Raw genomic sequence first — 20396 nt, 5'->3', positions numbered from 1 at the left:
GCCGTCCCGGCCCCGGCCGCACCCGGTGTCCGGTGTCCGGTGTCCGCCCCGGACGGGCCGTCAGGAGCCTTCGCCGGGACCCGGCTGTTCCAGCCCCTCCCCGACCGCCTCCGCGACGCCCGCCTCCGGAGCCTCCGGGCCCGGTGCGTCGCCACGGCCGTCGGGTATGACGAAGAAGTCGGTGACGAAGCAGGCGGCGTCGCCGTCCGCCGTCCGGCCGACCCAGGTGGGGTAGACGCCGTCGCCCCAGCCGGAGCCGAACGCGACGGCCTCCGCGCCCGCCGGGGCGGCGGTCCTCACCGGCACCGCGTCGAAGTCCACCGCCTCAAATCCGCCCATCAGGGCCTCGGTCTCCTCCTCGTGGTCCCCCAGCGCCTCCACGGCGGAGGCGTCCACGAAGCACCCCGTGCCCGCGTCCACCCCGTAGCCGAAGAACTCGTCCTCCCCCAGTCCGGCAAGGTCCTGACCTTCCGTCAGGGCGAGCTCCCAGCGGGCCACGGGCGCGTCGAGGACCGTGAGCCTGGCACCGGCCACCCGCCGGTGCGGCCGCTCCGGCGCGGCCTCGCCGGGGCCGGTGACGGTGACCGCGGAGAGGACCACGGGGTACCGGCCCGGTGGCACGGAGACGGTGAACGGGCCGGGGCCGTACGGTCCGAAGCCGGTGAACGGGTCGCAGGCGACCACCTGCCCGGTCGGCAGTCCCAGGTCGACGGGGTCGGTCACCGCGACCGTCCCCCGCCGCCCCTCGGCGAAGCCGAAGGAGTGTCCGGGGGTGAACATCGCGGTGACGTCGGGCGGGGGCAGGTGCACGGTGCGGTCCTCGCTGCGGGTGGTCGATGACGCCCTCCACGCTAGGCGCCGCCACTGACAACCGGTCATTCCGGCATCGCGGCAGGCCGTCAGCGCAGCCGGACGCTCCCGCGCGGGTGCTGCGGCGCCCGCAGCGAGGGGGCGGCCAGGACCGGCTCCTCCGCACGGACCCGGGCCAGGACCTCCGGCTCCAGGACGGCGACGGCCAGCCCGGGATCGTCCGTACCGGCGTCGGCGAGGAGTGCGCCGCGCGGGTCCCACACGGCGCTGCCGCCGCAGCCGTGGTAGCCCCCGCCCGGCCCGCTGTGGTCGGCGAGCACCGCGTAGCAGGTGTTGTCGAGCGCCCGTGCGGGCATGACCGTGGCGCGCTGGTGCACGCCTCCGCCCCGGCCGAACATCGCGCCCACCGCGTAGGCGTGGCAGCCGTCGAGGGCGGCGGCCCGGGCGTGCTCCGGGAAGGCGGAGTCCCAGCAGACGCTGAGCCCGATCCGCCAGCCGTGGAGCTCGACCGTGCCGCCCCCGCCGCCCGCGCCGAACCCGGCGGCGCGCTCCGCCGGTGTGACGTGCTGCTTGCGGTACCCCACCGTGAACCGCCCGTCCCGCCCGGCCACGAGGACCGCGATCCGCAGTGCTCCGGTCCCCGGGTCCCGCACGGGGGCGCCGACCGCCACCGCGGTGCCCGTCCCCGCGCAGACGGCGGCCGGCGGGTCGAGGCGGGGGTCGGCGGGGTCCGTGGTGCAGGCGGCCGGGCCGGCCGCGATCAGGCGCGGCTCGTAGCCCGTGAGGAAGAGCTCCGGCAGCACCAGCAGGGACGCGCCCCGGTCGGCGGTCCGGCGCACCAGGTCCACCGCGGCGGCGACGTTGGCGGGGAGGTCCAGCGGCGTGCGGGACGCCTGGCCCGCAGCCACGGTGAGCGGGGCGGACGGCAGCGCGAAGGGGGGTTCCACGGCGGCCAACCCATCCGGGGCCCGCGGGCCGGGCCCGCAGTGGGTCGCCGCCGACCGGGCCGCTTCCGGGGAAGCGCCGGACGAGGTCCGGTACCGGCCGGGGAGGCCCGCCGTCCGCGGCCTGCCGCCCGCCGCCCGCCGCCCGCGGCCGGCGGTGCGGGAGGCGCCGCGCACGCTGCGGACGTGCGTACGTGGGGGCCTGGACGTGGGTGCGGGGGACCCGGCCGTGCCCGTGCCGGTCCTCCCGGGCGGAGGACGCGGCCGGTGTGCGGACGGGGCCGCGGTCACCAGGGCAGCGGCCTCCCGTCCCGGAAGAAGCCGCCGGTGGGCCCGCCGTCGTCGAGCAGGCACGCCCAGGTGACGCTGCGGGCGCCCTCGGGGACGGGGCGGCCGCCGCCGCCCATGTCGGTGGCGGTCCAGCCGGGGCAGACGGCGTTGACCAGCACGTCGTCGGCGCTCAGCTCCGCGGCGAGCATCCGGGTCAGGCCGTTGAGCGCCAGCTTGGACAGGTGGTAGGCGGGCAGGCCGCCGGCCGACGAGGCGACCGAACCGCCCTCGCTGGAGACGTTGACCAGTCGGCCGTGGGGGCTGCTCCGCAGGTGCGGGGCGAACGCCTGGGCCGTGCGCCACGCGCCGAAGAGGTTCGTCCCGAGGGCGCGCTCCACCCGGTCGAGGTCGGCCGTCAGCGCCTGCTGGTCGGCGTCGTAGTCGATCGCGGCGTTGTTGACCAGGACGTCCAGCCGGGGCATCCGGTCCGCGAGCCGGGCGGCCCCGCCGGGGTCGGCCACGTCCAGCAGCGCCGGGCGCACGTCCCCGTCGCCGGACAGCGCCGCTGCGGCGTCCGCCGCCCGCTCCCCGTCCCGGGCGGTCAGCCACACGGTGAGGCCGGCGCGGGCCAGCTGCCGGCAGACCTCCACGCCCAGGCCCCGGGCACCCCCGGTGACCAGGGCGATGCTGCCCTCGCCGGGCCTCACGCCCGGCCCCTGCGTCCGGGTGCGTCCGCCGCGGTACCGCCGGCCGTCCGCACCGCCCCGGAACCGTCCACGTGCCCGCCTCCGCCCTCGCCGCTCCGCCGTCCGGGCCCGGCCTCCAGCCGCTCCCGTACCCGCGCCCGCACCCGCGCCGGACCGTGTCGGACCGCGCCGGGGCCGCAGGCGCGACGCCACACCGCCAACCTACGCCCGACCCGGGCCGGGGGCACCCGTGGCGCGGGGTCCGCACGCCCGCGTGGGGCGGTGTCCGGCGCGCCGGTGCGGGACCTGCGCGCCCGCGTGCGCGCCGTCCCCCGGCGGCTCCGGTGCGCGTCGCCGAGGCCCGCTGCCGCCGCCCGTACCGGTCGGGAGCGAACCAACCGCGGTCGGGAGGCGTCCTGCTCTCCGGTCGGCGGACAGCCGGCAGAAGGGGGACCGTGCGATGGCGCAGACCCTGCCCCACGACGGGGCCGCCCCCGGGGCCGCTCCCGGGCGGGCATCCGGCGGACCTGCGGCGCTGCGCCGGGAGGCGACGTTCGACGGCGCCCCCGGCACCGCCCTCGCGGCCCGCGCGTTCGCGGCCGACTTCCTCGCGCGCGCCGCCGCCGCGACCGGCCGGACCTTCGCCGACCGCACCCGCGACGCGCTGCAGCTCGTCGTCGGGGAACTGGTCGCCAACGTCGTCAGGTACGCCCCCGGTCCCTGCCTGCTGGACCTGGAACTGACCGGCGGGGCGCTGGAGGTGACGGTGTGGGACACCGAGGTCTCCCTGCCCGTGCCCCGGGTGTCCGACGCAGCCCGTGTCGGCGGGCACGGCCTGGAGATCGTCGCGGCCCTGTGCCGGTCCGTCGAGGCCGACCTCGCTGCGGGCGGCAAGCGCGTCCGCGTGCGCCTGCCCCTGGTCTGAACCGGGGCGCGGCCGGTGCGGCGGTGCGCTGCCGCCCGGCGCCACGCGCTGCCGGGCCGGGCTCGGGTCCGGCCCGGCGTGCCGACCCCGACCGCACCGGGCCGGGCCGAGCCCGGCCCGGGGGCCCGTCCCGACGGCCGCCCGGACGTGCGGACGACCCCGCGCGCCGCTTGACTGGAACCGCCGCACCCGGCGGGCGCCGCAGGGGAGCCGCTTGACCTGGAGTGCACTCCAGGCCGGAGGATTCCGGACATCGGGCACGACGCCCCGGCCGCTTTCGTCCGGACCGCCCGTCCGCCCGCCCGCACGGCCGACCGCGCGTCCGGACGTGCCGCGGACATCCGGCAGCGGCACCCCGCAGCAGCACCCGGCAGTGAGGAGCACCCCATGACCGCAGGCGACAAGGTCGTCATCATCTCCGGCACGTCCTCCGGCATCGGCCTGGAGACCGCCGTGGCCGCCGCCCGCGCCGGATGGCGGACGGTCGCCACCCTGCGCGGCTCCTCCCGCGAGGAGGCGCTGCGCACGGCGGTGCGCCGGGCGCAGGTGGAGGACCTGGTCGAGGTCCGCCGTATGGACGTCACCGACCCGTCCTCCGTCGAGCGGTGCGTCGCCGAGGTCGTGGCCGACCACGGCCGGCTGGACGCGGTAGTCAACAACGCGGGCGCCGGCCACGTCGCCACGCTGGAGCAGGAGACGGTCGACGACGTCCGCGCGGTGATGGAGGTCAACTTCTTCGGTGTGCTCCACCTCACCCGCGCCGCCCTGCCCCACCTGCGGGAGTCCGGCGGCCGGGTGGTCAGCGTGACCAGCGTCGGCGGCGTGGTCGGCCAGCCCTTCAACGAGGCCTACTGCGCGGCGAAGTTCGCCGTCGAGGGGTTCATGGAGGCGCTCGCGCCTGTCGCCGCGACCACCGGCGTGCGGGTCGTCGTGGTCGAGCCCGGGGCCGTCGCCAGCGACTTCGTCGACAACGCCGGCCTGGACCGGGACGGTGCCGTCGCCGCGGCCGGCCCCTACGCCTCGGCCCTGGCCTCCTACCTGGAGCGGGCCTCCTCGGCCTTCGCCGCCGCCCAGACCCCCCAGGACGCCGCCGCCACGGTGGTCGGCGCCCTCACCGACCCCGCTCCGCCGCTGCGCCTGCAGACCTCGGACCAGGCCCGTGCCTTCGTGGGCGCGAAGCTCGCGGACCTCGACGGCAGCCGGGTCCTGGGGATGACCTCCGGCTGGCTCGCCTGACGGACCGGCCTGTCCGGCCTGTCCGGCCCGTCCTGCCGGGGCACCGGGCCACCGGGGTGCCTCCCCCAGGCCTCCGGGCGGCGGCCGGATGCGGGAACAGACCGGCAGGGCGGTGCGTTCGGAAAGGTACTTGAGTGCTCAAGTATCTGTGGGGGCGGGCTCCGGCCCGCCCCGCAGGCCGGACGTCGGAAGGAAGTGCCATGACCCGCACCCCCGTCACGGACCGCCCCATCGGCGGCCCGGCCCGCGAGGAGGGCGCGGCGGAGCGCTGGGAGCGCGCCGTCGGACTCTTCGGGGAGAAGGCCTACGCCGAGGCCGCGCACCTGCTGGCCGCCGTCGTGGAGGAGTTCCCCGAGCAGGTCGGCCCCCGCCTCCTCCTGGCCCGCGCGTACTACCACTCGGCCCAGCTGCGCCGCGCCGAGGAGCAGCTGCGCGAGGTCCTCTCCCGCGACCCCGTGGAGTCCTACGCCCACCTGATGCTCGGCAGGACCCTGGAGCGCCAGGGCCGCGCCGGGGAGGCCGGCCCCTGGCTGCGCATGGCCGACGCGCTCTCCCCCTGAGACGCCCGTCCCGTGACCTGCGGCGGACCGGAGACGTTCCCCCGTCCGCCGCGGGTCCCGCCCCGCAGCCCGCCCCTGCTGGGCCGCCCGGGAGCCGTGGCGCGGGATGCTGCTCCCGCCGCTGCCCCGCCGTCCCCTCCCCGCCGCCGCGCAGGAGCCTCTCCCCGCCGCGGCGCGGGAGCCGGCGGCCCGCGTCGTCCTCGTCCGCCGAGCCTGCCCCGGCGCCTCCTCCCGGACGCGTGCGATCCCCGGATCCGGCGCCGCGGCCCCGCCGCCCGGCGCGTGCCCGTCCCGGACCGCCGTCCGACCCGGCCGCTCCCGGACGGTCACCCCCCGACGGTCACCCCTCCGGCAGCGTCAGCCGCCACCGGACCTCGCCGTCGTGCAGGTGCCCGGTGGGGGAGAGGCCCGCCGCTGCGGCGACGGCGGCCGACGCCCCGTGGTCCGGGTGGATGTGGGCGACGACGGTCCGGACCCCCAGCTCCCCGAGCCGGGCGACGAGGGCGCGGGCCGCCTCGGTGGCGATGCCCCGTCCCTGCCACGGGGTGCCCACCACCCAGGCGACCTCGGCCGTGCGGCCCGCGCCGTCGCCGCCGTCCTCGGTGACGGTCGCCTGGACCGTGCCGGTGAGGCACCCCTCCTCCCGGAGCAGGAGCACCCAGTTGCACCAGGAGACCGCCGGATCGGACGGTCCGGCGATCATGCGCGCGTAGCGGGAGCGCAGCTCCGGCACGGCCGCCGGAGCGCCCCCGGTGAAGGCGTGCAGGGCGGGGTCGGACAGGACGCCCGCCATCTCGTCCGCGTGCTCGGCGCGCAGCGGTACGAGCACCAGCCGCCCGGTGCGGATCTCCTCGGGCCCGATTTTGCTCACGCCCCGGCCTCCCCGGTCCCGCATCCCGTGGGCGCGCCGGTCCGCCCGTCCCCGCCTCCGCCCCCGTCGCCCCTGCCGTCCTCGGACCCGCCCTCCGCCGGGCGGCGGGACGGCGCGGCCGGGCCGGGGTGCCCGTCGGGCACGAGGTGGCGGTCCAGCAGGTCCATGGCATCGTCCCTCGTGCGGAAGCTCCGGTCCACGCGCGACCTCCTCGGCCGGCAGCCGCCTCTGGGGCCGCTGCGCCGATCCCGGTCGGCGGTCCCCGGGCACGGTCGGTGCGGCAGGCATCCTGCCATGCGTCGAGAGCCGGCGAAGGACTGCGCCGGCCTCCCGCGTCGCCTCCGGAGCCGCCCGGGCGTCCCGTCTCCCCCTCCGAGGGCGCGGTCCCGAGCCGACGGCACCGTGCAGGGCCCCTTCCCGGGCCCTTCCGGGCAGGGGGCGGACCTGCCTCCGGTTCCCGTCGCCGGCGCTCCCGGCGGATGCCCTCCGCGTGATCGTCCGACCCGCCGGAACCCCCGCCCTTGCCGCCCTCGCCGCCCTCGCCGGCCGACCGGCCGGGCGGTCACGGCCCCGCAGGGCCGCACATCCGACGGGCAGGGCCCCGACCGCGGCGCCACAGGCGCCTGCGGGGCGGCCGCGACCGGTCCCGTCGGCCACGGTCAGCAGGCCCCCTGCTCATGGCCGGCCCCGCGTTCCCGGCGTTCGGCCGGGTCCTCCACGGCCCGGCGGGCGGCCCGGGCGACCGCGAGGTCGTCCCCGGCGTCGGGGCTGCCCCCGACGCCGACCGCGCCGACGACCTCCCCGCCGCGGCGCAGCAGCAGCCCGCCGGGGAAGACGTTGACCGGGTGGGGCAGTCCTGAGACGAGGGCGGGGACCAGCGGGCTGGCGGGCGGGAGTGCCCCGGTGTCGGCGAGCAGGTGGACCGCGGTGCGGGCCTTGCTCTCGGCGCTGTGGGCGGCGGCGACGGCCGCAGCCGTGTCCCGGAGCAGCCCCAGGACGTGGCCGCCGGCGTCGACGACGCAGGTGGCGAAGGAATGCGGCAGGCCGTGTGCGGCCTCGCGGGCGGCGGCCAGGGCACGGGTGACGTCGTCGTCGGTGAGCCGGTTCATGCGGGTTCGCTCCTTCTCGCGGGGGAACGCGGCGGTGATCAGCGCCAGGCCGCTGGGGGACACCGCGGCGCCGGCCACGCCCTGGACCGCCCGTCCGGCGGGCAGCCACCCGGCGGAGGGGGCGGCCGCACAGAGCGCCGAGCCGGCGGTGAAGAGGGCGAGGCCCGCCGTGAAGAGCCTCCTGTGCCCGACGCGGTCGCCCAGGGCGCCGCAGGTGAGCAGCGTCGCGGCGAAGGGCAGCGTGCAGGCGTCGACCACCCACGCCAGCCCTGACAGGGAGGCGTGCAGGCCGCGGCCGATCGACGGCAGGGCGACCGGCACGACCGTGACGTCCAGCAGGACCATGAAGGATCCGGCCCCGGTGATCACCAGGGTGGCGGTCCTCGGCTGCGGCATCCGCACCACGGACCTCCTTAGTCAAGTGTTGACTAGTGCACTGTTGACTGTGCACGAGAGGGCCGACGCCCGCAAGGCGGACTGGGATACTGGCCCCATGCCCCAGCCGAAACGCCGCAGCGACGACACCGGGTCCACGCCGCGGCCGCCGTCGGTGGGCGGCTACGTCGTCCTCGGCCTGCTCCTGGACGGACCGGCCAGCGGATGGGAGCTCGCGCGTCTCGCGGACCGGTCGATCGGCCACTTCTGGCCGGTGACCCGTGCCCACATCTACGCCGAGCTGCCCAAGCTCGCCGATCGCGGCTGGGCCACCGCCCGCGACGTCCCGCAGAGCGGCGCGCCGGACAAACGGGTCTACCGCGCCACCGCCGAGGGCGAGGCCGCCTTCCGCTCGTGGCTCGCCACCGTCGACCTCACCGAGGAACGGGGGCGCCAGCCCCTCCAGCTCCGGCTCTTCTTCGCCGCCCACGACGACCCCGCCCGCCTGGAGGAGCTCCTCGCCGCCTGGCACCGCCGCGCCGCCTCGACCGAGGAGCACTGCGCGGACATCCTCCGCCGCAAGGGCGTCGACACCACCGCCCTGCCGCGGCTGGAACTCCGACCCGCCCCCCGGAGCCCGCAGGCCCCGGACGGCGGTCCGCCCCGGCTCGACGCCCGCGGCATGACCGCCCTGTTCGGCCTCCGCCGGGCCCAGGCGGACCTGGCGTGGCTCACCGAGGTGCGGGCGATGCTCGGCTCCTGAGGGCCGCGTCCGCCGCGCCGGCCCCTCCCGCGGGGCTGCGTGCGCCGCGCAGTCGGGCGGCCGAGGTCCGGGACCGCGCCGCTCAGGCCCGCGCGGGCGCCACCTCCAGGAACCGCACCCCGCCCGACGCCCGGTACGGCAGGGCCTCCCACCCCCACCGGCCCAGCAGGGACGCGCACTCCCGCAGCCGCCGCTCCGCCTCGTCCGCCGCCGCGGGCGTGCCGGGCAGGACCAGCCACTCCACCCTGGCCGACCCGGTCCCGCCCCCCGCCGTGACCCTGTAGCCGGCGCGCACCCGCCGCCCCGAGGCGTCGGCGACGGCGGACGGCACGCCCGCCGCCTCCAGCGCCAGCGCCACCGCGGGCACCGGCCGCCCGCGCTCCCACGCGGCGGGCGTCCGCCGCGCCGCGCCCCCGGACCCCGGTCCGCCCCCGGAGCCGGTCACCCGGCGGATCTCCAGCAGGGCCTCCCACGCGGCCGCCGCCGCGGCCGCCCGCCCCGGGACGGGCGCGCCCGTGCCCGTCTCCCCGCCCGTCGCCGCCGCGAACCCCGCGGCCCGCCCGCCGCCCTGCTCCCGGTCCTGCTCCTGCTCCCGTTCCGGACGCCGGTCCGCCTCCAGCCCGGCGCGCACCTGCCGCCCGAACGCCGTCAGGTACCGGGCGCCCCGCCTGCCGTACGCCGCGACAAGTCCCTTGGCCGCCAGCGCCCGCAGCACCGCCGCGCTCCCGTCCGCCTCACCCGTGACCGGGTCCGCCTCCAGCAGCACCCGCCGCTGCGCGGCGCTCAGGGAGGTGCCCCGCCCGGTCGGCCACTCCGTCACCACGTCCCTCCTCACGTCCGCCCCGGGGCCGCCGTCGGCCGCCGGGTCGGCGGGTGCCCCGGGCGGCCGGCCCTCCGGGCCCCGCACCCCACGGGCAGTATCGCGCGGCCCGCCGACAACGCCCCGGCCGCGCGGCCGACGGGGTTTCGGCGCACCGCGCCGGGAGAGGCGACCGGGGCGGGGGAACCGGCAGGGGGGCGAAGCGGGACGGGAGCACCCGGGCACCGCATCACCGGAGGAGAGACCATGAGAGCCCTGACCTGGCACGGCAAGCGCGACGTCCGCGTGGACACCGTGCCCGACCCGGCGATCAAGGATCCGGCCGACGTGATCGTCAGGATCACCACCACCGGCCTGTGCGGGTCCGACCTCCACCTCTACGAGCTCTTCGGGCCGTTCATCGACGAGGGCGACATCCTCGGCCACGAGCCGATGGGCGTCGTCCAGGAGGTCGGGCCCGAGGTCACCGCGGTGCGCCCCGGCGACCGCGTGGTCGTGCCCTTCAACGTCTCCTGCGGCACCTGCTTCATGTGCGGGCAGGGGCTGCACTCGCAGTGCGAGACCACGCAGGTCCACGAGTACGGCACCGGCGCGTCCCTGTTCGGCTACACCAGGCTGTACGGCCAGGTCCCCGGCGGCCAGGCCGAGTACCTGCGGGTGCCCTTCGGGAACACCCTCCCGGTCGCCGTGCCCGACGGGCCGCCCGACGAGCGCTTCGTCTACCTCTCCGACGTGCTGCCCACCGCCTGGCAGGCCGTCGAGTACGCGGCCGTGCCGCCCGGGGGCAGCGTCGCCGTCCTCGGCCTCGGACCGATCGGCGACATGGCCGCGCGCATCGCCGCCCACCGCGGCGCGGGCACCGTCATCGGGGTGGACCTCGTCCCGGAGCGCCTGGAGCGGGCTCGCGCCCGCGGCGTCCACGCCCTGGACCTGCGCGAGCACGGGAAGCACCTGGTCGACGCCGTCCGCGACCTCACCGGCGGCCGGGGCCCCGACGCCGTCATCGACGCCGTCGGCATGGAGGCCCACGGCGCCCCCGTCGGCAAGCTCGCCCAGCAGCTGACCGGACTGCTGCCCGACGCCCTCGCCGCCAAGCTCATGGAGAACGCCGGCCTGGACCGCCTCAGCGCCCTCCACCTCGCCATCGGCCTCGTCCGCCGCGGCGGCACCGTCTCCGTCTCCGGCGTCTACGGCGGCATGGCCGACCCGATGCCGCTGCTCACCATGTTCGACAAGCAGATCCAGCTGCGGATGGGCCAGGCCAACGTCCACCGCTGGGTCGGCGACATCCTGCCGCTGCTCACCGACGCCGACCCCCTCGGCGTCGACGACTTCGCCACCCACCGGGTCCCGCTGGAGAAGGCGCCCGAGGCGTACGCGATGTTCCAGAAGAAGGAGGACGGCGCCGTCAAGGTGCTCTTCAAGCCCTGAGCCGCTCCCCCGGGAGGGCGCCGGGGGCCGCCTCCCGTGACGTGCAGCCGGTCTGACGCCACGTCACAGGAGGCGGCCCCCGCTGCCGCGGCGGCGGCACCGGGCGGCGGAGGCGGTCCCGGTGCCGGGAGGGGCGGTCCCGCCCGCCGGCCTGTCCGGGCCGGTCTGGGAGACTGCCCGGCGGACGGCTGCCGGACGGACCGGCCGCGACGGCCGCACGGCCGCGACAGGGAGGGGCGACGGTGACGCTGCTGCGGGAGGAGGCCTGCGGGCCGGAGGAGGGCTGCCCGCCGCCGGGCGTCGTGGTCGAGCGCTCCTGCCGCACGGAGGACGGCGCCTGCCGCCACCTGCTCGTCTGGCGGGCCGGTCCGGGCTGGCGGATGGTCAGCAGCGCCGTCCTCGGCGGCGGCCTCGGCGAGCGCCACTGGGTGGTGAACGCCCAGGTCCGCGCCGGGTACGCGCGCATGGACCCCGACCGGCACCTCGCCCGGCTCGCCGCGGCGCACGGCCTCGCCGGGGAGGGCGTGGGCCTGATGACCGCCGCGGAGGTGGACGACGTCACCCGGGCGGTCGACGGCGGGGTGACCGCGGTGGTGACCTCCGGCATCGGGGTGCCCGTGTGGGCGGCGGCCCCGGACCCGGCGGGAACGGCCCCAGCCGGTTCCCCAGCCCGGGCCGCGTCGGCCGCGCCCTATGTCCCCGGCACGGTCAACATCCTCGCGATCGTCCCGGCGGCGGTCACCGACGCGGGCCTGGTCAACCTCGCCACCACGGCGGCCGAGGCCAAGGTGCAGGCTCTGCTCGACGCCGGGTACGACTGCTCCGGCACCCCCTCCGACGCGGTCTGCGTGGCGGTGCGGACCCCTGGGCCCGGCCGCCCCGCCGAACCCTTCGGCGGACCCCGCTCCCTCTGGGGCGCCCGGCTGGCCCGCGCCGTGCACCGGGCGGTGCGGGAGGGCGCCGAACGCGACCGCGAGCGCCGGGCCGCCGGCCCCGCCCCCGACCACCCCGGCCCGCTCCCGGGCTGCCGCGGCGTCCTGCCGCCCGCCGGCCCGCGCTGAGCGCCGCACACGCGCCGGCCGGCCGCTCCCCGCGGCCCGGTCGGCGGGGGCAGCCCGGCCGGCGGTGAGGAGCGGTCCTCTGCGGACTGCGTGCGCCCGGACACGGCCGTCCTCTCCCCAGCCCGGGCCGCCCCCGCCGCGCCGCCCGGACCGCCGCCCCGTGCACGGCGACGGTCCGGGCGGCGGGCCGGCCCGGGGAGGCGCCCCGCCGTCCGGTCAGGAACGCCGCCGTCGGCGGCGCGCCCCCAGGAACAGCACGCCCCCGGCGACGAGGGCGGCCGCCCCGGCGCCCAGCGGCGCCAGGTCGGCCCCGGTGTGCGCCAGGGTCCGGCCTCCGTCCGCCGGGCTGTCCGCGGGGGCCTGCCCGGCGGGCAGGGCACCCGCCTCCGCAGCGTGCTCCGTGGCACCGCCCTTCCCGGACGGGGCGGCCACGGCTCCCGAGCCGGGACGTGCGGTCGTCCCGGCCCCGGTCCCGTCCTTCGGGCCGGCCGCTCCCGCAGCGGAGCCCTTCGTCCCCGCTGCAGGGCCGTCCGCCCCCGGTGCGGGACCGTCCGCGCCCCCGGGGCCGGACACCACCGGCGCCGGGAGGCCGCCCGCCGCGCCGCCCAGCGGGACGCCGCTCAGGAGTGCGCCGCGGTCGGGGGCGCGGCGGCCGCCACGGGCGGTGCCGGACCCCTGGGCCGCCGGGAAGGGGAGTCCGGTGCCGACGGCCGGGGAGTGGGGGCGCAGCCGGAAGTCGGCCTCCCCGAAGACGGTGCCGGGCCTGGCGAACAGCGGGTCGGCGACGATGTCGTGGGGGCCCTTCACCTCGGGCCGCCGCCCGTTGTAGTAGACGTTGTAGTCGTAGGTGACGCGGACGTTGCGGGACTTCGAGTTCACGTACCCGCCCGGCCGGGCGTAGGCGATGTTGTCGAGCAGGCGCACGTCGGTGCTGTTCGCGGCGAAGATGTCGCCGTAGTACTTCATCCGGGGGCTGCGGCCGTTCATGAACGCGGTGTTGTTGACGATGTCGACGTGGATGCCCTTGAAGGAGTGGATCCCGGACCCGCCGTTGTCGAAGGACACGTTGCCGGCGACCAGGACGCGGCCCCGGTAGTCGGGCCCCTTGCCGTCCTTGTCCTTGAGGGTGTCGATGATGATGCCGTTGCCGTCCGAGTAGCAGTGGCAGCCGTCCCACTTGACCTTGGTCTCGTTGTCGTAGGACACGTTGCGGGTGACGCGGATCTTGTAGCGGGAGGGGTCGCCGCGGTCCACGTCCCGGGCCCGCAGGACGGAGATGCCGCTGGTGCCGTACGCGGTGTACCAGGAGGTCGAGTGGACGCGGTTCCGGTCGATCGTGACGTGGTCGGCGTCGGCCACCGAGATGCCCGCCCCGGGGCAGTCGTGGACGAGGTTGCCGGTGATCGTGAGGTGGTGCGGGAAGCTCCTGTAGCCCTTCGCCGCCGACAGGCAGTTCGTGTTGAAGGCCGGCCTGCCGGGGACGGAGTGCCGCTCCGCGTCCGCCAGGGACAGCGAGGCGCGGGTGCCCCGGATGTCCAGGCCGCGGACGGTGATGTAGGAGGCGCCGGAGACGGAGATCCCGTTCCAGCCGGTGACGGGGTGGATCACGGGGTGGTGGCCCGGGTACGCCTGGTAGGTGATGGGCCGTCCGGGTCCGCCCGAGCGGGTGATGCGGACGACGTCCAGGCCCTCGCGCGCCTCCGTGTACGTGCCGTTCATGACCGACACGGTGTCGCCGGGGGCGGTCAGGTCCGCGGCCCGCTGGATGGTGCGCAGGGGCGCCCGGGGCGAGGTCCCCGGGTTGCGGTCCGAGCCGCCGGGGCTCACGTAGTAGGTCCTGCCCGTGGGACGGGCCGGCCGGGCCGGGACCGGGTAGCCGGTGTCGGCCATCGCGGGTGCGGACCGCTGCGAGCGGCTGGTGCGGGTCGGCACCGCCGAGGACTGCGGACGCGGCTGCGGGACCGGTGCGGCCGCCGCCGACCGCACCGCGGCCGACGGGGAGGGGGCGGACGGGTGCGCGGAGGCGAGGTCCTGCCGCGGCGGCAGGGCGACCGCGACCGCGGCGGCCGCCGCGGCGACGGCCGCCGCGCCGACGGTGGACTTCACCGCCAGGGCCTGCAGGCTCGGACGCGCCCGGCCCGCCCGCCGTGCCGCCCGGGCGCCGCGCACCGCCGCGTCGGCCCCGTGCCTCCCGGTTCCGGCCGCGTGCCCCCCGGATCCGGTGGCGGTGGTCGTCCCGGGTCCGGTCGGGATCCCCGCCAGGGCGCCGGACAGGTGCGCGTCCAGGCCGGGCGGCAGCGGCACCAGGCCCAGCCCGGTCAGCAGCCCCTCCGCCGGCACCAGGCCCTCGCCGAACCGCCGGCAGGACGGGCAGGCCCGCAGGTGCCTGGCCAGCCGCTTGCGCATCAGGGCCGACGGCACCCCGTCCCAGCCGTCGACCAGGGAGCCCAGCAGGTCGCACCCGTCCCCGGGCGCGGTGGCGCCGTGCGCCTCCAGGGCGCGGACCACCGCCCGGCACACGTCCAGCTGTTCGCGCATCCGCTGGACGCGCACCGCTGCGTGCGCCGCGCCCACCCCGAGCGCTCCGGCCACCTCACTCCGGGTCAGCTCCCCGGCGACCTCCAGCCACCACAGGGCGGCGGTGTGCCGGTGCTGCTCGTCCAGCCACGCCGCCGCGACGGCGGTCTCCCGGCGCTGGCCGCCGAGCCGCAGCCGCCAGATCGCCCACTCCTCGAACCGGACCCCGGCCTGCGGCCGCCGCTCCTCCAGCGCCGCCAGGTCGGCCGCCGCCTCGGGGGCGGCCGACCCCGACCGCCACCGGTCCCTGACCTGCCGCAGCGCGATCGTCACCAGCCAGGACCGGTACCGCTCGGGCTCCCGCAGGCCGCCGAGCGCCCCCAGCACGCGGAGCATCGTCTCCTGCACCAGGTCGTCCACGTCCTGGCCGCCGCCCAGCGCCCGGCCCACCAGGTTGTAGACCAGCGGCACCGACCGCCGCACCAGCGCCTCCAACGCCTGCGCGTCCCCGGCCTGCGCCGCCCGCACCAGGTCCGCGTCCCCACGCGCGTCCGTACCGCTCACCCTCATCGTCGACCACCTGTCGTCTCGCACCGCCCTTCCGTTCCGGGCGGCCCCACCTCAGCAGACGCCTGCACGGGACCGGCATAACAGGAAACCGCGGAGCGGATTCCCCCGGCCCCCCGGGGCCCTGCGGGGGCGAGGACATGACGCGCACCGGGCGCGCGGCGTTCACCGCCTCCGCCGGCCCCGGGATTCGCGGAGGCGGTGAACGCCCGCCCTGTGCCCGTGCGGCGCCCTCGCGGAGCGGCGCCTGCGGGAAAGGCGCGTGCACGCAGGAGTGCCGGACCGAACGATCGGCTCATGCATCGTTCACCGTGCCGGGACTGGTGGCGCTCCTTCTAGGAGCGGCCGTACCCCCTTGCACGACCGGGCCGTTCGCCCGCCCTCCGGGGGGCTGCCCGGCAAACCGGCGGACCGGCGAGAGGGCGGACGGACGGCCCCCGCCGCCGCTCCCGTCCATCGCCAGCACGCCGTGGGCACGGTCCTCGTACGCGGTCACCACGACCCCGCCGGCCGCGCACAGGTGCAGGTACCAGAGCATGTGGCACTGGGACAGCGAGGCCACGAGCAGCTGCTCGGGGTTCCAGCGGGCCGGGTCGCCGCGGAAGGCGGGGTCGGACGAGCCGGGCAGCGGCGGCGGGCCGTCCGCCCGCACCTCGTGGTCGCGGGCGTAGGAGCGGTAGCCGTCGGTGCCGGTCCCCAGGTTCCCGGTCCACGCGACCGTCACGTCGTAGGTGTGCGTCGTCGTCATGGCCGTGCAGCCTATGGCGCCCGCGGCGCCACCGCCGTGCGCCGGCCCGGGGCCGGGGCACGCGTCCGATGGAACGCGGTGTTCACTCCGTACCGCTGACAACACCTGTTTCATCATGGCATGCTGACGTCATGTCACCCACATCCGACCCGTCCCCCGGTTCCTTCGCGCCGCCCGACCCCGAGCAGGCCCGCGCCCGGCGCGTGCACCCCGCGCTCTTCCGCATCGCCGAGCGCCACGCGGCCACGGCCGAGCAGCGCGGCCGGCAGGTCCACCCCGCCGTCCTCGGGCCGCACGAGGCCGTTCGGCTGGTGTCGTTCCTGATGAGCGGGACCGCGGAGCGTGCCGACGGCGAACCGGAGGTGGACCGCGACGACGTCACCGCCGCCCTCACCCTCCTCCCGCTGGTGCGCGCGGAGACGGACGAGCTGGAGCTCGGCCTCCTGGAGATGGCGCGCGGCCGCGGCATGACCTGGCAGGAGATCGCCTTCGGCCTCGGGCTCGGCACCCCGCAGGCCGCCCGGCAGCGCCACGAGCGCCTGGCCGGCCGGACCGGCGCGCAGGCCGCCGACGCGTAGCCCGCCGCCGTCCGGGCCGCACCGGCGCCGCGGACGGCGGGGCGCCGCTGCGGCCGCCCCGGGCGGTCCGGCCTCCCGGCTCCCGGCCGTTGTCGTAGGTGCGTGCAACGCTGGGTCCGTGCCGCCCTCCGCGGTGCCGTCCGGGTGCGACGAGTCCGGCCGGCGCGGTGCGGCGGTCTTCCCTGCCGCACCCCGGACGAGGACGAGGAGCGCGTCGTATGCGCATCGTGGTCAGTGAGTTCATGAGCCTGGACGGCGTGGTGCAGGCGCCGGGCGGGCCGGAGGAGGACACCGACGGCGGCTTCGCCCACGGCGGCTGGTCGCACCCGTTCTTCGACCCGGAGACGGTGGGCGGCGCCTTCGCCGAGGCGCTCTCCGGGGCCGAGGCGCTGCTGTTCGGGCGCCGCACCTGGGAGACGATGGCCGCGGCCTGGCCCGGACGGGCCGGCGACCCGTTCGCCGACCGGATGAACGCCATCCCCAAGTACGTCGTCTCCGGCACCCTCGGCGACGACAAGCTGACCTGGCAGAACACCACGCGCATCCCCGGCGGCGAGGCCGTTGCCCGCATCCGGGAGCTGCGCGGGACGGGCGGCGGCGACCTGCTGGTCATGGGCAGCCCCGCACTCGTGCGCACCCTGCTCGGCGAGGGACTGGTCGACGAACTGCGGCTCGTGGTCATGCCGGTGCTCCTCGGCGGCGGGAAGCGGATCTTCCCCGACGACGGCGTGCTGCGCACCCTGGAGCTCGTCTCCGCCGTCACCAGCCCCGGTGGCGCCCAGGTGTGCACCTACCGTCCGGCGGCCCGCTGACGGGCCGCCGCGGCCGGGCACTCCGCCGCCCCTCCCTCGGACGCCGCCCCTCAGGCGCCGACCGCGAACGCCGCGCGGACCCGGCGGAGCGCCTCCTCCAGCGTCGCCACGGTCTCCTCGTGGCCGCTGAAACCCTCGTCCTCGCCCGGGTCGACCGACAGGCCCCATCCGGAGTCGGGGTGGCCGTCGATGGTCGCCGTGTGCGTACCTGCGCCGAGGGTGATCGACAGGTTTCCGGCCGGGAACTCGATGACGTCGACGCGCGGCAGGGCGTCGCCGAACACGGAGCGGATCGTGCCGCGTGCGGTCTGTGCGTCCATGGTCGTCTCCTCTGTGGTGCTGCGGGGGTCTCCGGTGCGCCCGCCGGGGCCCTGGGGGCTCTGGTTCCGCGGTGCGGGGGGGAGGCGCCGGTGCGGACAGGGGTACGGCGCGGTGCCGGCGGGGCGGGAGCCGGGCGGAGGCCGCCCGTCCGCCCGGTGCGGCCCTCAGCGCGGCCCTCAGGCACCGCCCGCGTCGGTGCCGGTCCAGACGCGCTCCACCTCGTCGCCGTCGCGCAGCGCCAGGAACGCCCGGGCGATGAGGTCGGGGTCGAACGCCGTGCCCGGTGCGACCGGCCCCGCCACGGTCAGCGTGCGCACCCGCACGCCCCGTTCGCCGAGGTCCGCGGCCAGGATGTGGGCGGCCGCCCGCAACCCCGCCTTGCCCAGGGAGAGCACCCCCTCCTCCGCGCTGGGGCGCAGCGCCAGCCCGCCCCCGGTCAGCAGCACCGAGCCCCGGGTGCGGACCAGGTCGTCCCGGGCCGCCCGCACGGCCGCCAGCGCGGAGAGCACGTTCACCTCGTGGGCGTGCCGCAGCTCGTCGAGGCCGCAGTCCGTGAGGCGTCCCGCCCGGTGGGCGGCGTTGTAGGCCAGCACCTCCACCGGCCCGTCGGCGCCGAGCGCGCGCACCGCCTCGGCGACCTCCTCGGCGCGCCCCGCGTCGGCGGTCCGGACGGCGACGTCCGCCCCCTGGCCGGACAGGTCGGCGGCCAGCCGTCCCAGCCGGCCCGCGTCGCGGGCGACGAGCCCGATCCGGTGGCCCTCGGCGGCCAGGGCACGGGCGAGGGAGGCGCCGATGCCGGGGCCCGCGCCGACGACCAGTGCGGTGGTGGGTGGGGGAGTGTCCACGGCGGGTCCTTTCTGGGGTCCTGTCGGACGGGTCGGGCCGGACGGCCGGGCGGACGCCCCGTGCCCTCCGGAGGTCCTGACGTCCGGCGGCAGCGGGCCCGGCCCGGGCGCGGGAGCCCTGCGCCGGAATCCTCACCCCGGCCCGGCGGCGACCACCGGGTCGGTGGCGCCGTCGGGGCAGGCGTCGCGGGCGGTGTCCCAGCCGGCGAGCACCGCCCCGCCCCGGTAGGCGCTGTCGAGGAAGGCGAGGACGGCGCCCTTCGGGTCGGGCGCGGCGCGGGCGTCCTCGTAGTCCAGCACCGCGAGGTGGCTGCCGTTGCGTTCGACCCACCGGGCGGCCGCGGGTTCCAGCGGCTGCCCGGCCAGGCCCTCGGGCTCCGGCGCGGTGTAGGAGTAGAAGGCCGGCCGCGGGAAGGCGGGGTCGCCGAACCAGAAGCCGGCGCTGACCACCTCCCGGGAGTACGCCTCCCGGGTGACGGGGTCGACGGTGGCCGGGTGGTGGACGACGCGTCCCGAGAAGCGGGTGACCGCGATGTCGAAGGTGTGCCAGAAGTGGTGGACCGGCGACGTCTTCCCCGACCACTGCGCGGCGTACTCCTCCAGGACCAGGTTGACCTGGGAGAGGATCCGCCAGTACCGGTTCGCCTGCGCCGGGTCGTAGGTGCAGTGCTCCTCGTCCTCCGCGAAGGGGCGGCCGGAGTCCGGCAGGTCGAAGGGCCGGGGGAGGGCGATCGCCGCGTGGGCGCCCACCCCCGCCAGGGCGGCGCGCAGCCGGTCGTGGAAGGCGGCGACGGACAGCCCCGGCAGGGCGAAGGACGCCGCGGAGCCGTCGCCCGCCGTGACCTCCAGGCGGTGCGCGGTGAAGTCGAAGTCGACGCAGAAGAACCCGCCGTCGTCACCGAGCCCCATGGGGCGGGTGGTCATGCCCCGGCCGGTCAGGTGGAACGGCACGTTCCACCAGTGGTTGCGGCGCGGCGAGGCCGCCAGGCGCACCTTGCCCACCACCTGTGCGAACCGGTGCAGGGTCTCCTTCGTCGCGCGCCACTCCTCGTACGGCAGCGGTGGGAACAGCTCCACGGTGCCTCCCTGCGGTGCGTCGGCCCCCGGTGCGGACACCACCATCGTGCGCACACCGGCCCCGGACCGCGACCGGCCGTCACCCGGGACGCCCCCACCGATGGCGGGGGAGGGGGCCCCCGGCGACCATCGGAGGGACGGGAACGGCGGCCGAGGGAGTCGGGGCGGATGTCCTTGCACGTGGCGGTACTGGGGGCGACGGGCGGTCAGGGGGGTGCCGTCGTGGACGCCCTGCTGGAGGGCGGGCACGCGGTGCGGGCGGTGGCCCGCGACCCCGGCAGCCTGCGGGCGCGGGCCCTGCGGGAGCGCGGGGTGGAGGTCGTCCGCGGGGACCTCGGCGAGCCCTCCTCCCTGGGGGGCGCGCTGGAGGGGGTGGACGCGGCGTTCGCGGTCACCACGCCCTTCGAGTTCGGGCCCGAGGCGGAGGTCGAGCAGGGGCTCGCCGTCGTGCGGGCCGCCGTACGGACCGGCCTGCCGCACCTGGTGTTCTCCTCGGTGGCCTCCGCCGACCGGCGGACGGGCGTGCCGCACTTCGAGAGCAAGCGGCGGATCGAGGAGGTCCTCGCCCAGGAGGGGCCGCCGTGGACGGTGGTCGCCCCCACGTACTTCTTCGAGAACCTCCTCGGCGACCCGCAGGCCCTGCGCTCGGGCTGGCTGGAGTTCCCGATCCCGCCGGACCGGCCGCTGCAGCAGGTGGCCCGCCGGGACCTCGGCGCGCTGGTGGCGGCCGTCGTCGCCGACCGCGACCGGCACCTGGGCCGCCGCGTCGAGGCGGCCTCGGACGCGCCGACCCCGGCGCGGATGGCCGCGGTCCTGGAGCGTGCGCTGGGCCGTCCGGTCGAACCGGTGCAGGTCCCGCTCTCCCTCGTCCGGCAGGGGAGCGCCGACATGGGGGCGATGTGGGACTTCCTGTCCCGCGAGGGCTATGCCGTCGACATCGGCGCCCTGCACCGCGCCTACCCGGACATCGCCTGGACCTCCTTCGAGGCCTGGGCCGAGGGCCTCACCGCGGGCGCCCCGCGGCCCGCCCGCTGAGGGCGGCGCCGCGGGGCGCGGGCCCGGCCGCCGGC

General features: G+C 78.0%; 21 protein-coding genes. 9 read left to right on the top strand and 12 right to left on the bottom strand.

Going from position 1 to position 20396, the window contains the following annotated elements:
- Positions 1 to 60: 60 nt before the first annotated feature.
- The 3 genes from ACFY07_RS20210 to ACFY07_RS20200 form a co-directional block, all read right to left on the bottom strand.
- Positions 61 to 810 carry a DUF4241 domain-containing protein gene (locus tag ACFY07_RS20210; protein ID WP_390870284.1) on the bottom strand — a complete coding sequence of 250 codons (750 nt, stop codon included), beginning with the start codon at positions 808 to 810 and terminating at the stop codon, positions 61 to 63.
- Positions 811 to 899: 89 nt separating this feature from the next.
- A complete protein-coding gene (locus ACFY07_RS20205; protein ID WP_390870281.1) occupies positions 900 to 1757 on the bottom strand; it encodes a carbon-nitrogen hydrolase family protein in 858 nt (285 codons plus the stop codon).
- 284 nt (positions 1758 to 2041) lie between these two features.
- Entirely contained in the window at positions 2042 to 2731 is a 690-nt protein-coding gene (locus ACFY07_RS20200; protein ID WP_390870279.1) for an SDR family NAD(P)-dependent oxidoreductase, read from the bottom strand.
- 439 nt (positions 2732 to 3170) lie between these two features.
- On the opposite strand from ACFY07_RS20200, the gene ACFY07_RS20195 reads away from it, so the two are divergent.
- The 3 genes from ACFY07_RS20195 to ACFY07_RS20185 all read left to right on the top strand — a co-directional run bounded on the left by ACFY07_RS20195 (position 3171) and on the right by ACFY07_RS20185 (position 5431).
- Positions 3171 to 3635 (top strand): ATP-binding protein, encoded by a 465-nt coding sequence (locus ACFY07_RS20195; RefSeq protein WP_390870277.1) that lies wholly within the window; start codon positions 3171 to 3173, stop codon positions 3633 to 3635.
- A 387-nt stretch (positions 3636 to 4022) separates the two neighbouring features.
- Complete coding sequence (locus ACFY07_RS20190) at positions 4023 to 4871, top strand: SDR family NAD(P)-dependent oxidoreductase (RefSeq protein WP_390870274.1); 849 nt, start codon at positions 4023 to 4025, stop codon at positions 4869 to 4871.
- A 200-nt stretch (positions 4872 to 5071) separates the two neighbouring features.
- Complete coding sequence (locus ACFY07_RS20185; RefSeq protein ID WP_390870272.1) at positions 5072 to 5431, top strand: tetratricopeptide repeat protein; 360 nt, start codon at positions 5072 to 5074, stop codon at positions 5429 to 5431.
- 340 nt (positions 5432 to 5771) lie between these two features.
- Here the strand turns inward: ACFY07_RS20185 and ACFY07_RS20180 are convergent, their stop codons facing one another.
- The 3 genes from ACFY07_RS20180 to ACFY07_RS20170 all read right to left on the bottom strand — a co-directional run bounded on the left by ACFY07_RS20180 (position 5772) and on the right by ACFY07_RS20170 (position 7807).
- Complete coding sequence (locus tag ACFY07_RS20180; RefSeq protein WP_390870270.1) at positions 5772 to 6326, bottom strand: GNAT family N-acetyltransferase; 555 nt, start codon at positions 6324 to 6326, stop codon at positions 5772 to 5774.
- Positions 6299 to 6502 carry a hypothetical protein gene (locus ACFY07_RS20175; RefSeq protein WP_390870269.1) on the bottom strand — a complete coding sequence of 68 codons (204 nt, stop codon included), beginning with the start codon at positions 6500 to 6502 and terminating at the stop codon, positions 6299 to 6301. The genes ACFY07_RS20180 and ACFY07_RS20175 overlap by 28 nt, the downstream gene beginning before the upstream one ends.
- 459 nt (positions 6503 to 6961) lie before the next feature.
- Positions 6962 to 7807, bottom strand: a complete 846-nt coding sequence (locus ACFY07_RS20170) for an MFS transporter (RefSeq protein WP_390870267.1) — start codon at positions 7805 to 7807, stop codon at positions 6962 to 6964.
- Positions 7808 to 7904: 97 nt separating this feature from the next.
- Between ACFY07_RS20170 and ACFY07_RS20165 the strand changes: the two genes are divergently transcribed.
- A complete protein-coding gene (locus ACFY07_RS20165) occupies positions 7905 to 8549 on the top strand; it encodes a PadR family transcriptional regulator (RefSeq protein WP_390870265.1) in 645 nt (214 codons plus the stop codon).
- A gap of 82 nt (positions 8550 to 8631) precedes the next feature.
- Here the strand turns inward: ACFY07_RS20165 and ACFY07_RS20160 are convergent, their stop codons facing one another.
- The gene (locus ACFY07_RS20160) at positions 8632 to 9369 is read right to left on the bottom strand and encodes a hypothetical protein (RefSeq protein ID WP_390870263.1); all 738 of its coding nucleotides are present in this window, start codon (positions 9367 to 9369) and stop codon (positions 8632 to 8634) included.
- 246 nt (positions 9370 to 9615) lie between these two features.
- On the opposite strand from ACFY07_RS20160, the gene ACFY07_RS20155 reads away from it, so the two are divergent.
- Both ACFY07_RS20155 and ACFY07_RS20150 read left to right on the top strand, forming a co-directional pair.
- Complete coding sequence (locus ACFY07_RS20155; protein ID WP_390870261.1) at positions 9616 to 10800, top strand: zinc-dependent alcohol dehydrogenase; 1185 nt, start codon at positions 9616 to 9618, stop codon at positions 10798 to 10800.
- 242 nt (positions 10801 to 11042) lie between these two features.
- The gene (locus ACFY07_RS20150; protein ID WP_390870259.1) at positions 11043 to 11861 is read left to right on the top strand and encodes an adenosylcobinamide amidohydrolase; all 819 of its coding nucleotides are present in this window, start codon (positions 11043 to 11045) and stop codon (positions 11859 to 11861) included.
- A 216-nt stretch (positions 11862 to 12077) separates the two neighbouring features.
- On the opposite strand, the gene ACFY07_RS20145 is transcribed toward ACFY07_RS20150, so the two are convergent.
- Both ACFY07_RS20145 and ACFY07_RS20140 read right to left on the bottom strand, forming a co-directional pair.
- Positions 12078 to 14948 (bottom strand): sigma-70 family RNA polymerase sigma factor, encoded by a 2871-nt coding sequence (locus ACFY07_RS20145; RefSeq protein ID WP_390870258.1) that lies wholly within the window; start codon positions 14946 to 14948, stop codon positions 12078 to 12080.
- A 292-nt stretch (positions 14949 to 15240) separates the two neighbouring features.
- On the bottom strand, positions 15241 to 15693 hold the full coding sequence (locus ACFY07_RS20140) for an OsmC family protein (protein ID WP_390870256.1): 453 nt from the start codon (positions 15691 to 15693) through the stop codon (positions 15241 to 15243).
- 131 nt (positions 15694 to 15824) lie between these two features.
- Here ACFY07_RS20140 and ACFY07_RS20135 point away from each other — a divergent pair, with 131 nt between their 5' ends.
- Together ACFY07_RS20135 and ACFY07_RS20130 are read left to right on the top strand one after the other, a co-directional pair.
- Positions 15825 to 16271, top strand: coding sequence for a DNA-binding protein (locus ACFY07_RS20135; RefSeq protein WP_390870254.1), 447 nt, complete (start codon positions 15825 to 15827; stop codon positions 16269 to 16271).
- A 218-nt stretch (positions 16272 to 16489) separates the two neighbouring features.
- Positions 16490 to 17083 carry a dihydrofolate reductase family protein gene (locus tag ACFY07_RS20130; protein WP_390870252.1) on the top strand — a complete coding sequence of 198 codons (594 nt, stop codon included), beginning with the start codon at positions 16490 to 16492 and terminating at the stop codon, positions 17081 to 17083.
- 50 nt (positions 17084 to 17133) lie between these two features.
- Here the strand turns inward: ACFY07_RS20130 and ACFY07_RS20125 are convergent, their stop codons facing one another.
- From ACFY07_RS20125 to ACFY07_RS20115, 3 genes are all read right to left on the bottom strand, one after another.
- A complete protein-coding gene (locus tag ACFY07_RS20125; RefSeq protein ID WP_390870250.1) occupies positions 17134 to 17403 on the bottom strand; it encodes a hypothetical protein in 270 nt (89 codons plus the stop codon).
- 177 nt (positions 17404 to 17580) lie between these two features.
- Entirely contained in the window at positions 17581 to 18249 is a 669-nt protein-coding gene (locus ACFY07_RS20120; RefSeq protein ID WP_390870248.1) for an SDR family NAD(P)-dependent oxidoreductase, read from the bottom strand.
- 132 nt (positions 18250 to 18381) lie between these two features.
- Entirely contained in the window at positions 18382 to 19326 is a 945-nt protein-coding gene (locus ACFY07_RS20115) for a DUF5996 family protein (protein WP_390870246.1), read from the bottom strand.
- A gap of 168 nt (positions 19327 to 19494) precedes the next feature.
- Between ACFY07_RS20115 and ACFY07_RS20110 the strand changes: the two genes are divergently transcribed.
- The gene (locus tag ACFY07_RS20110) at positions 19495 to 20361 is read left to right on the top strand and encodes an NmrA/HSCARG family protein (protein ID WP_390870244.1); all 867 of its coding nucleotides are present in this window, start codon (positions 19495 to 19497) and stop codon (positions 20359 to 20361) included.
- The last annotated feature ends 35 nt before the right edge of the window (positions 20362 to 20396 follow it).

Origin of the sequence: Streptomyces sp. NPDC001380, assembly GCF_042895785.1 — a bacterium.
Lineage (GTDB): Bacteria > Actinomycetota > Actinomycetes > Streptomycetales > Streptomycetaceae > Peterkaempfera.
The sequence above is the reverse complement of the archived record's forward strand: the minus strand, read 5'-3'. Positions and strand labels throughout refer to the sequence as shown.

What these genes read in the sequence shown, in the direction of transcription:
- ACFY07_RS20195 (WP_390870277.1), top strand. Translation starts at nt 3,171, where the DNA reads ATGGCGCAGACCCTGCCCCACGACGGGGCCGCCCCCGGGGCCGCTCCC.
- ACFY07_RS20190 (WP_390870274.1), top strand. Translation starts at nt 4,023, where the DNA reads ATGACCGCAGGCGACAAGGTCGTCATCATCTCCGGCACGTCCTCCGGC.
- ACFY07_RS20185 (WP_390870272.1), top strand. Translation starts at nt 5,072, where the DNA reads ATGACCCGCACCCCCGTCACGGACCGCCCCATCGGCGGCCCGGCCCGC.
- ACFY07_RS20180 (WP_390870270.1), bottom strand. Translation starts at nt 6,326, where the DNA reads ATGCGGGACCGGGGAGGCCGGGGCGTGAGCAAAATCGGGCCCGAGGAG.
- ACFY07_RS20170 (WP_390870267.1), bottom strand. Translation starts at nt 7,807, where the DNA reads ATGCCGCAGCCGAGGACCGCCACCCTGGTGATCACCGGGGCCGGATCC.
- ACFY07_RS20165 (WP_390870265.1), top strand. Translation starts at nt 7,905, where the DNA reads ATGCCCCAGCCGAAACGCCGCAGCGACGACACCGGGTCCACGCCGCGG.
- ACFY07_RS20155 (WP_390870261.1), top strand. Translation starts at nt 9,616, where the DNA reads ATGAGAGCCCTGACCTGGCACGGCAAGCGCGACGTCCGCGTGGACACC.
- ACFY07_RS20145 (WP_390870258.1), bottom strand. Translation starts at nt 14,948, where the DNA reads ATGAGGGTGAGCGGTACGGACGCGCGTGGGGACGCGGACCTGGTGCGG.
- ACFY07_RS20140 (WP_390870256.1), bottom strand. Translation starts at nt 15,693, where the DNA reads ATGACGACGACGCACACCTACGACGTGACGGTCGCGTGGACCGGGAAC.
- ACFY07_RS20135 (WP_390870254.1), top strand. Translation starts at nt 15,825, where the DNA reads ATGTCACCCACATCCGACCCGTCCCCCGGTTCCTTCGCGCCGCCCGAC.
- ACFY07_RS20130 (WP_390870252.1), top strand. Translation starts at nt 16,490, where the DNA reads ATGCGCATCGTGGTCAGTGAGTTCATGAGCCTGGACGGCGTGGTGCAG.
- ACFY07_RS20125 (WP_390870250.1), bottom strand. Translation starts at nt 17,403, where the DNA reads ATGGACGCACAGACCGCACGCGGCACGATCCGCTCCGTGTTCGGCGAC.
- ACFY07_RS20110 (WP_390870244.1), top strand. Translation starts at nt 19,495, where the DNA reads ATGTCCTTGCACGTGGCGGTACTGGGGGCGACGGGCGGTCAGGGGGGT.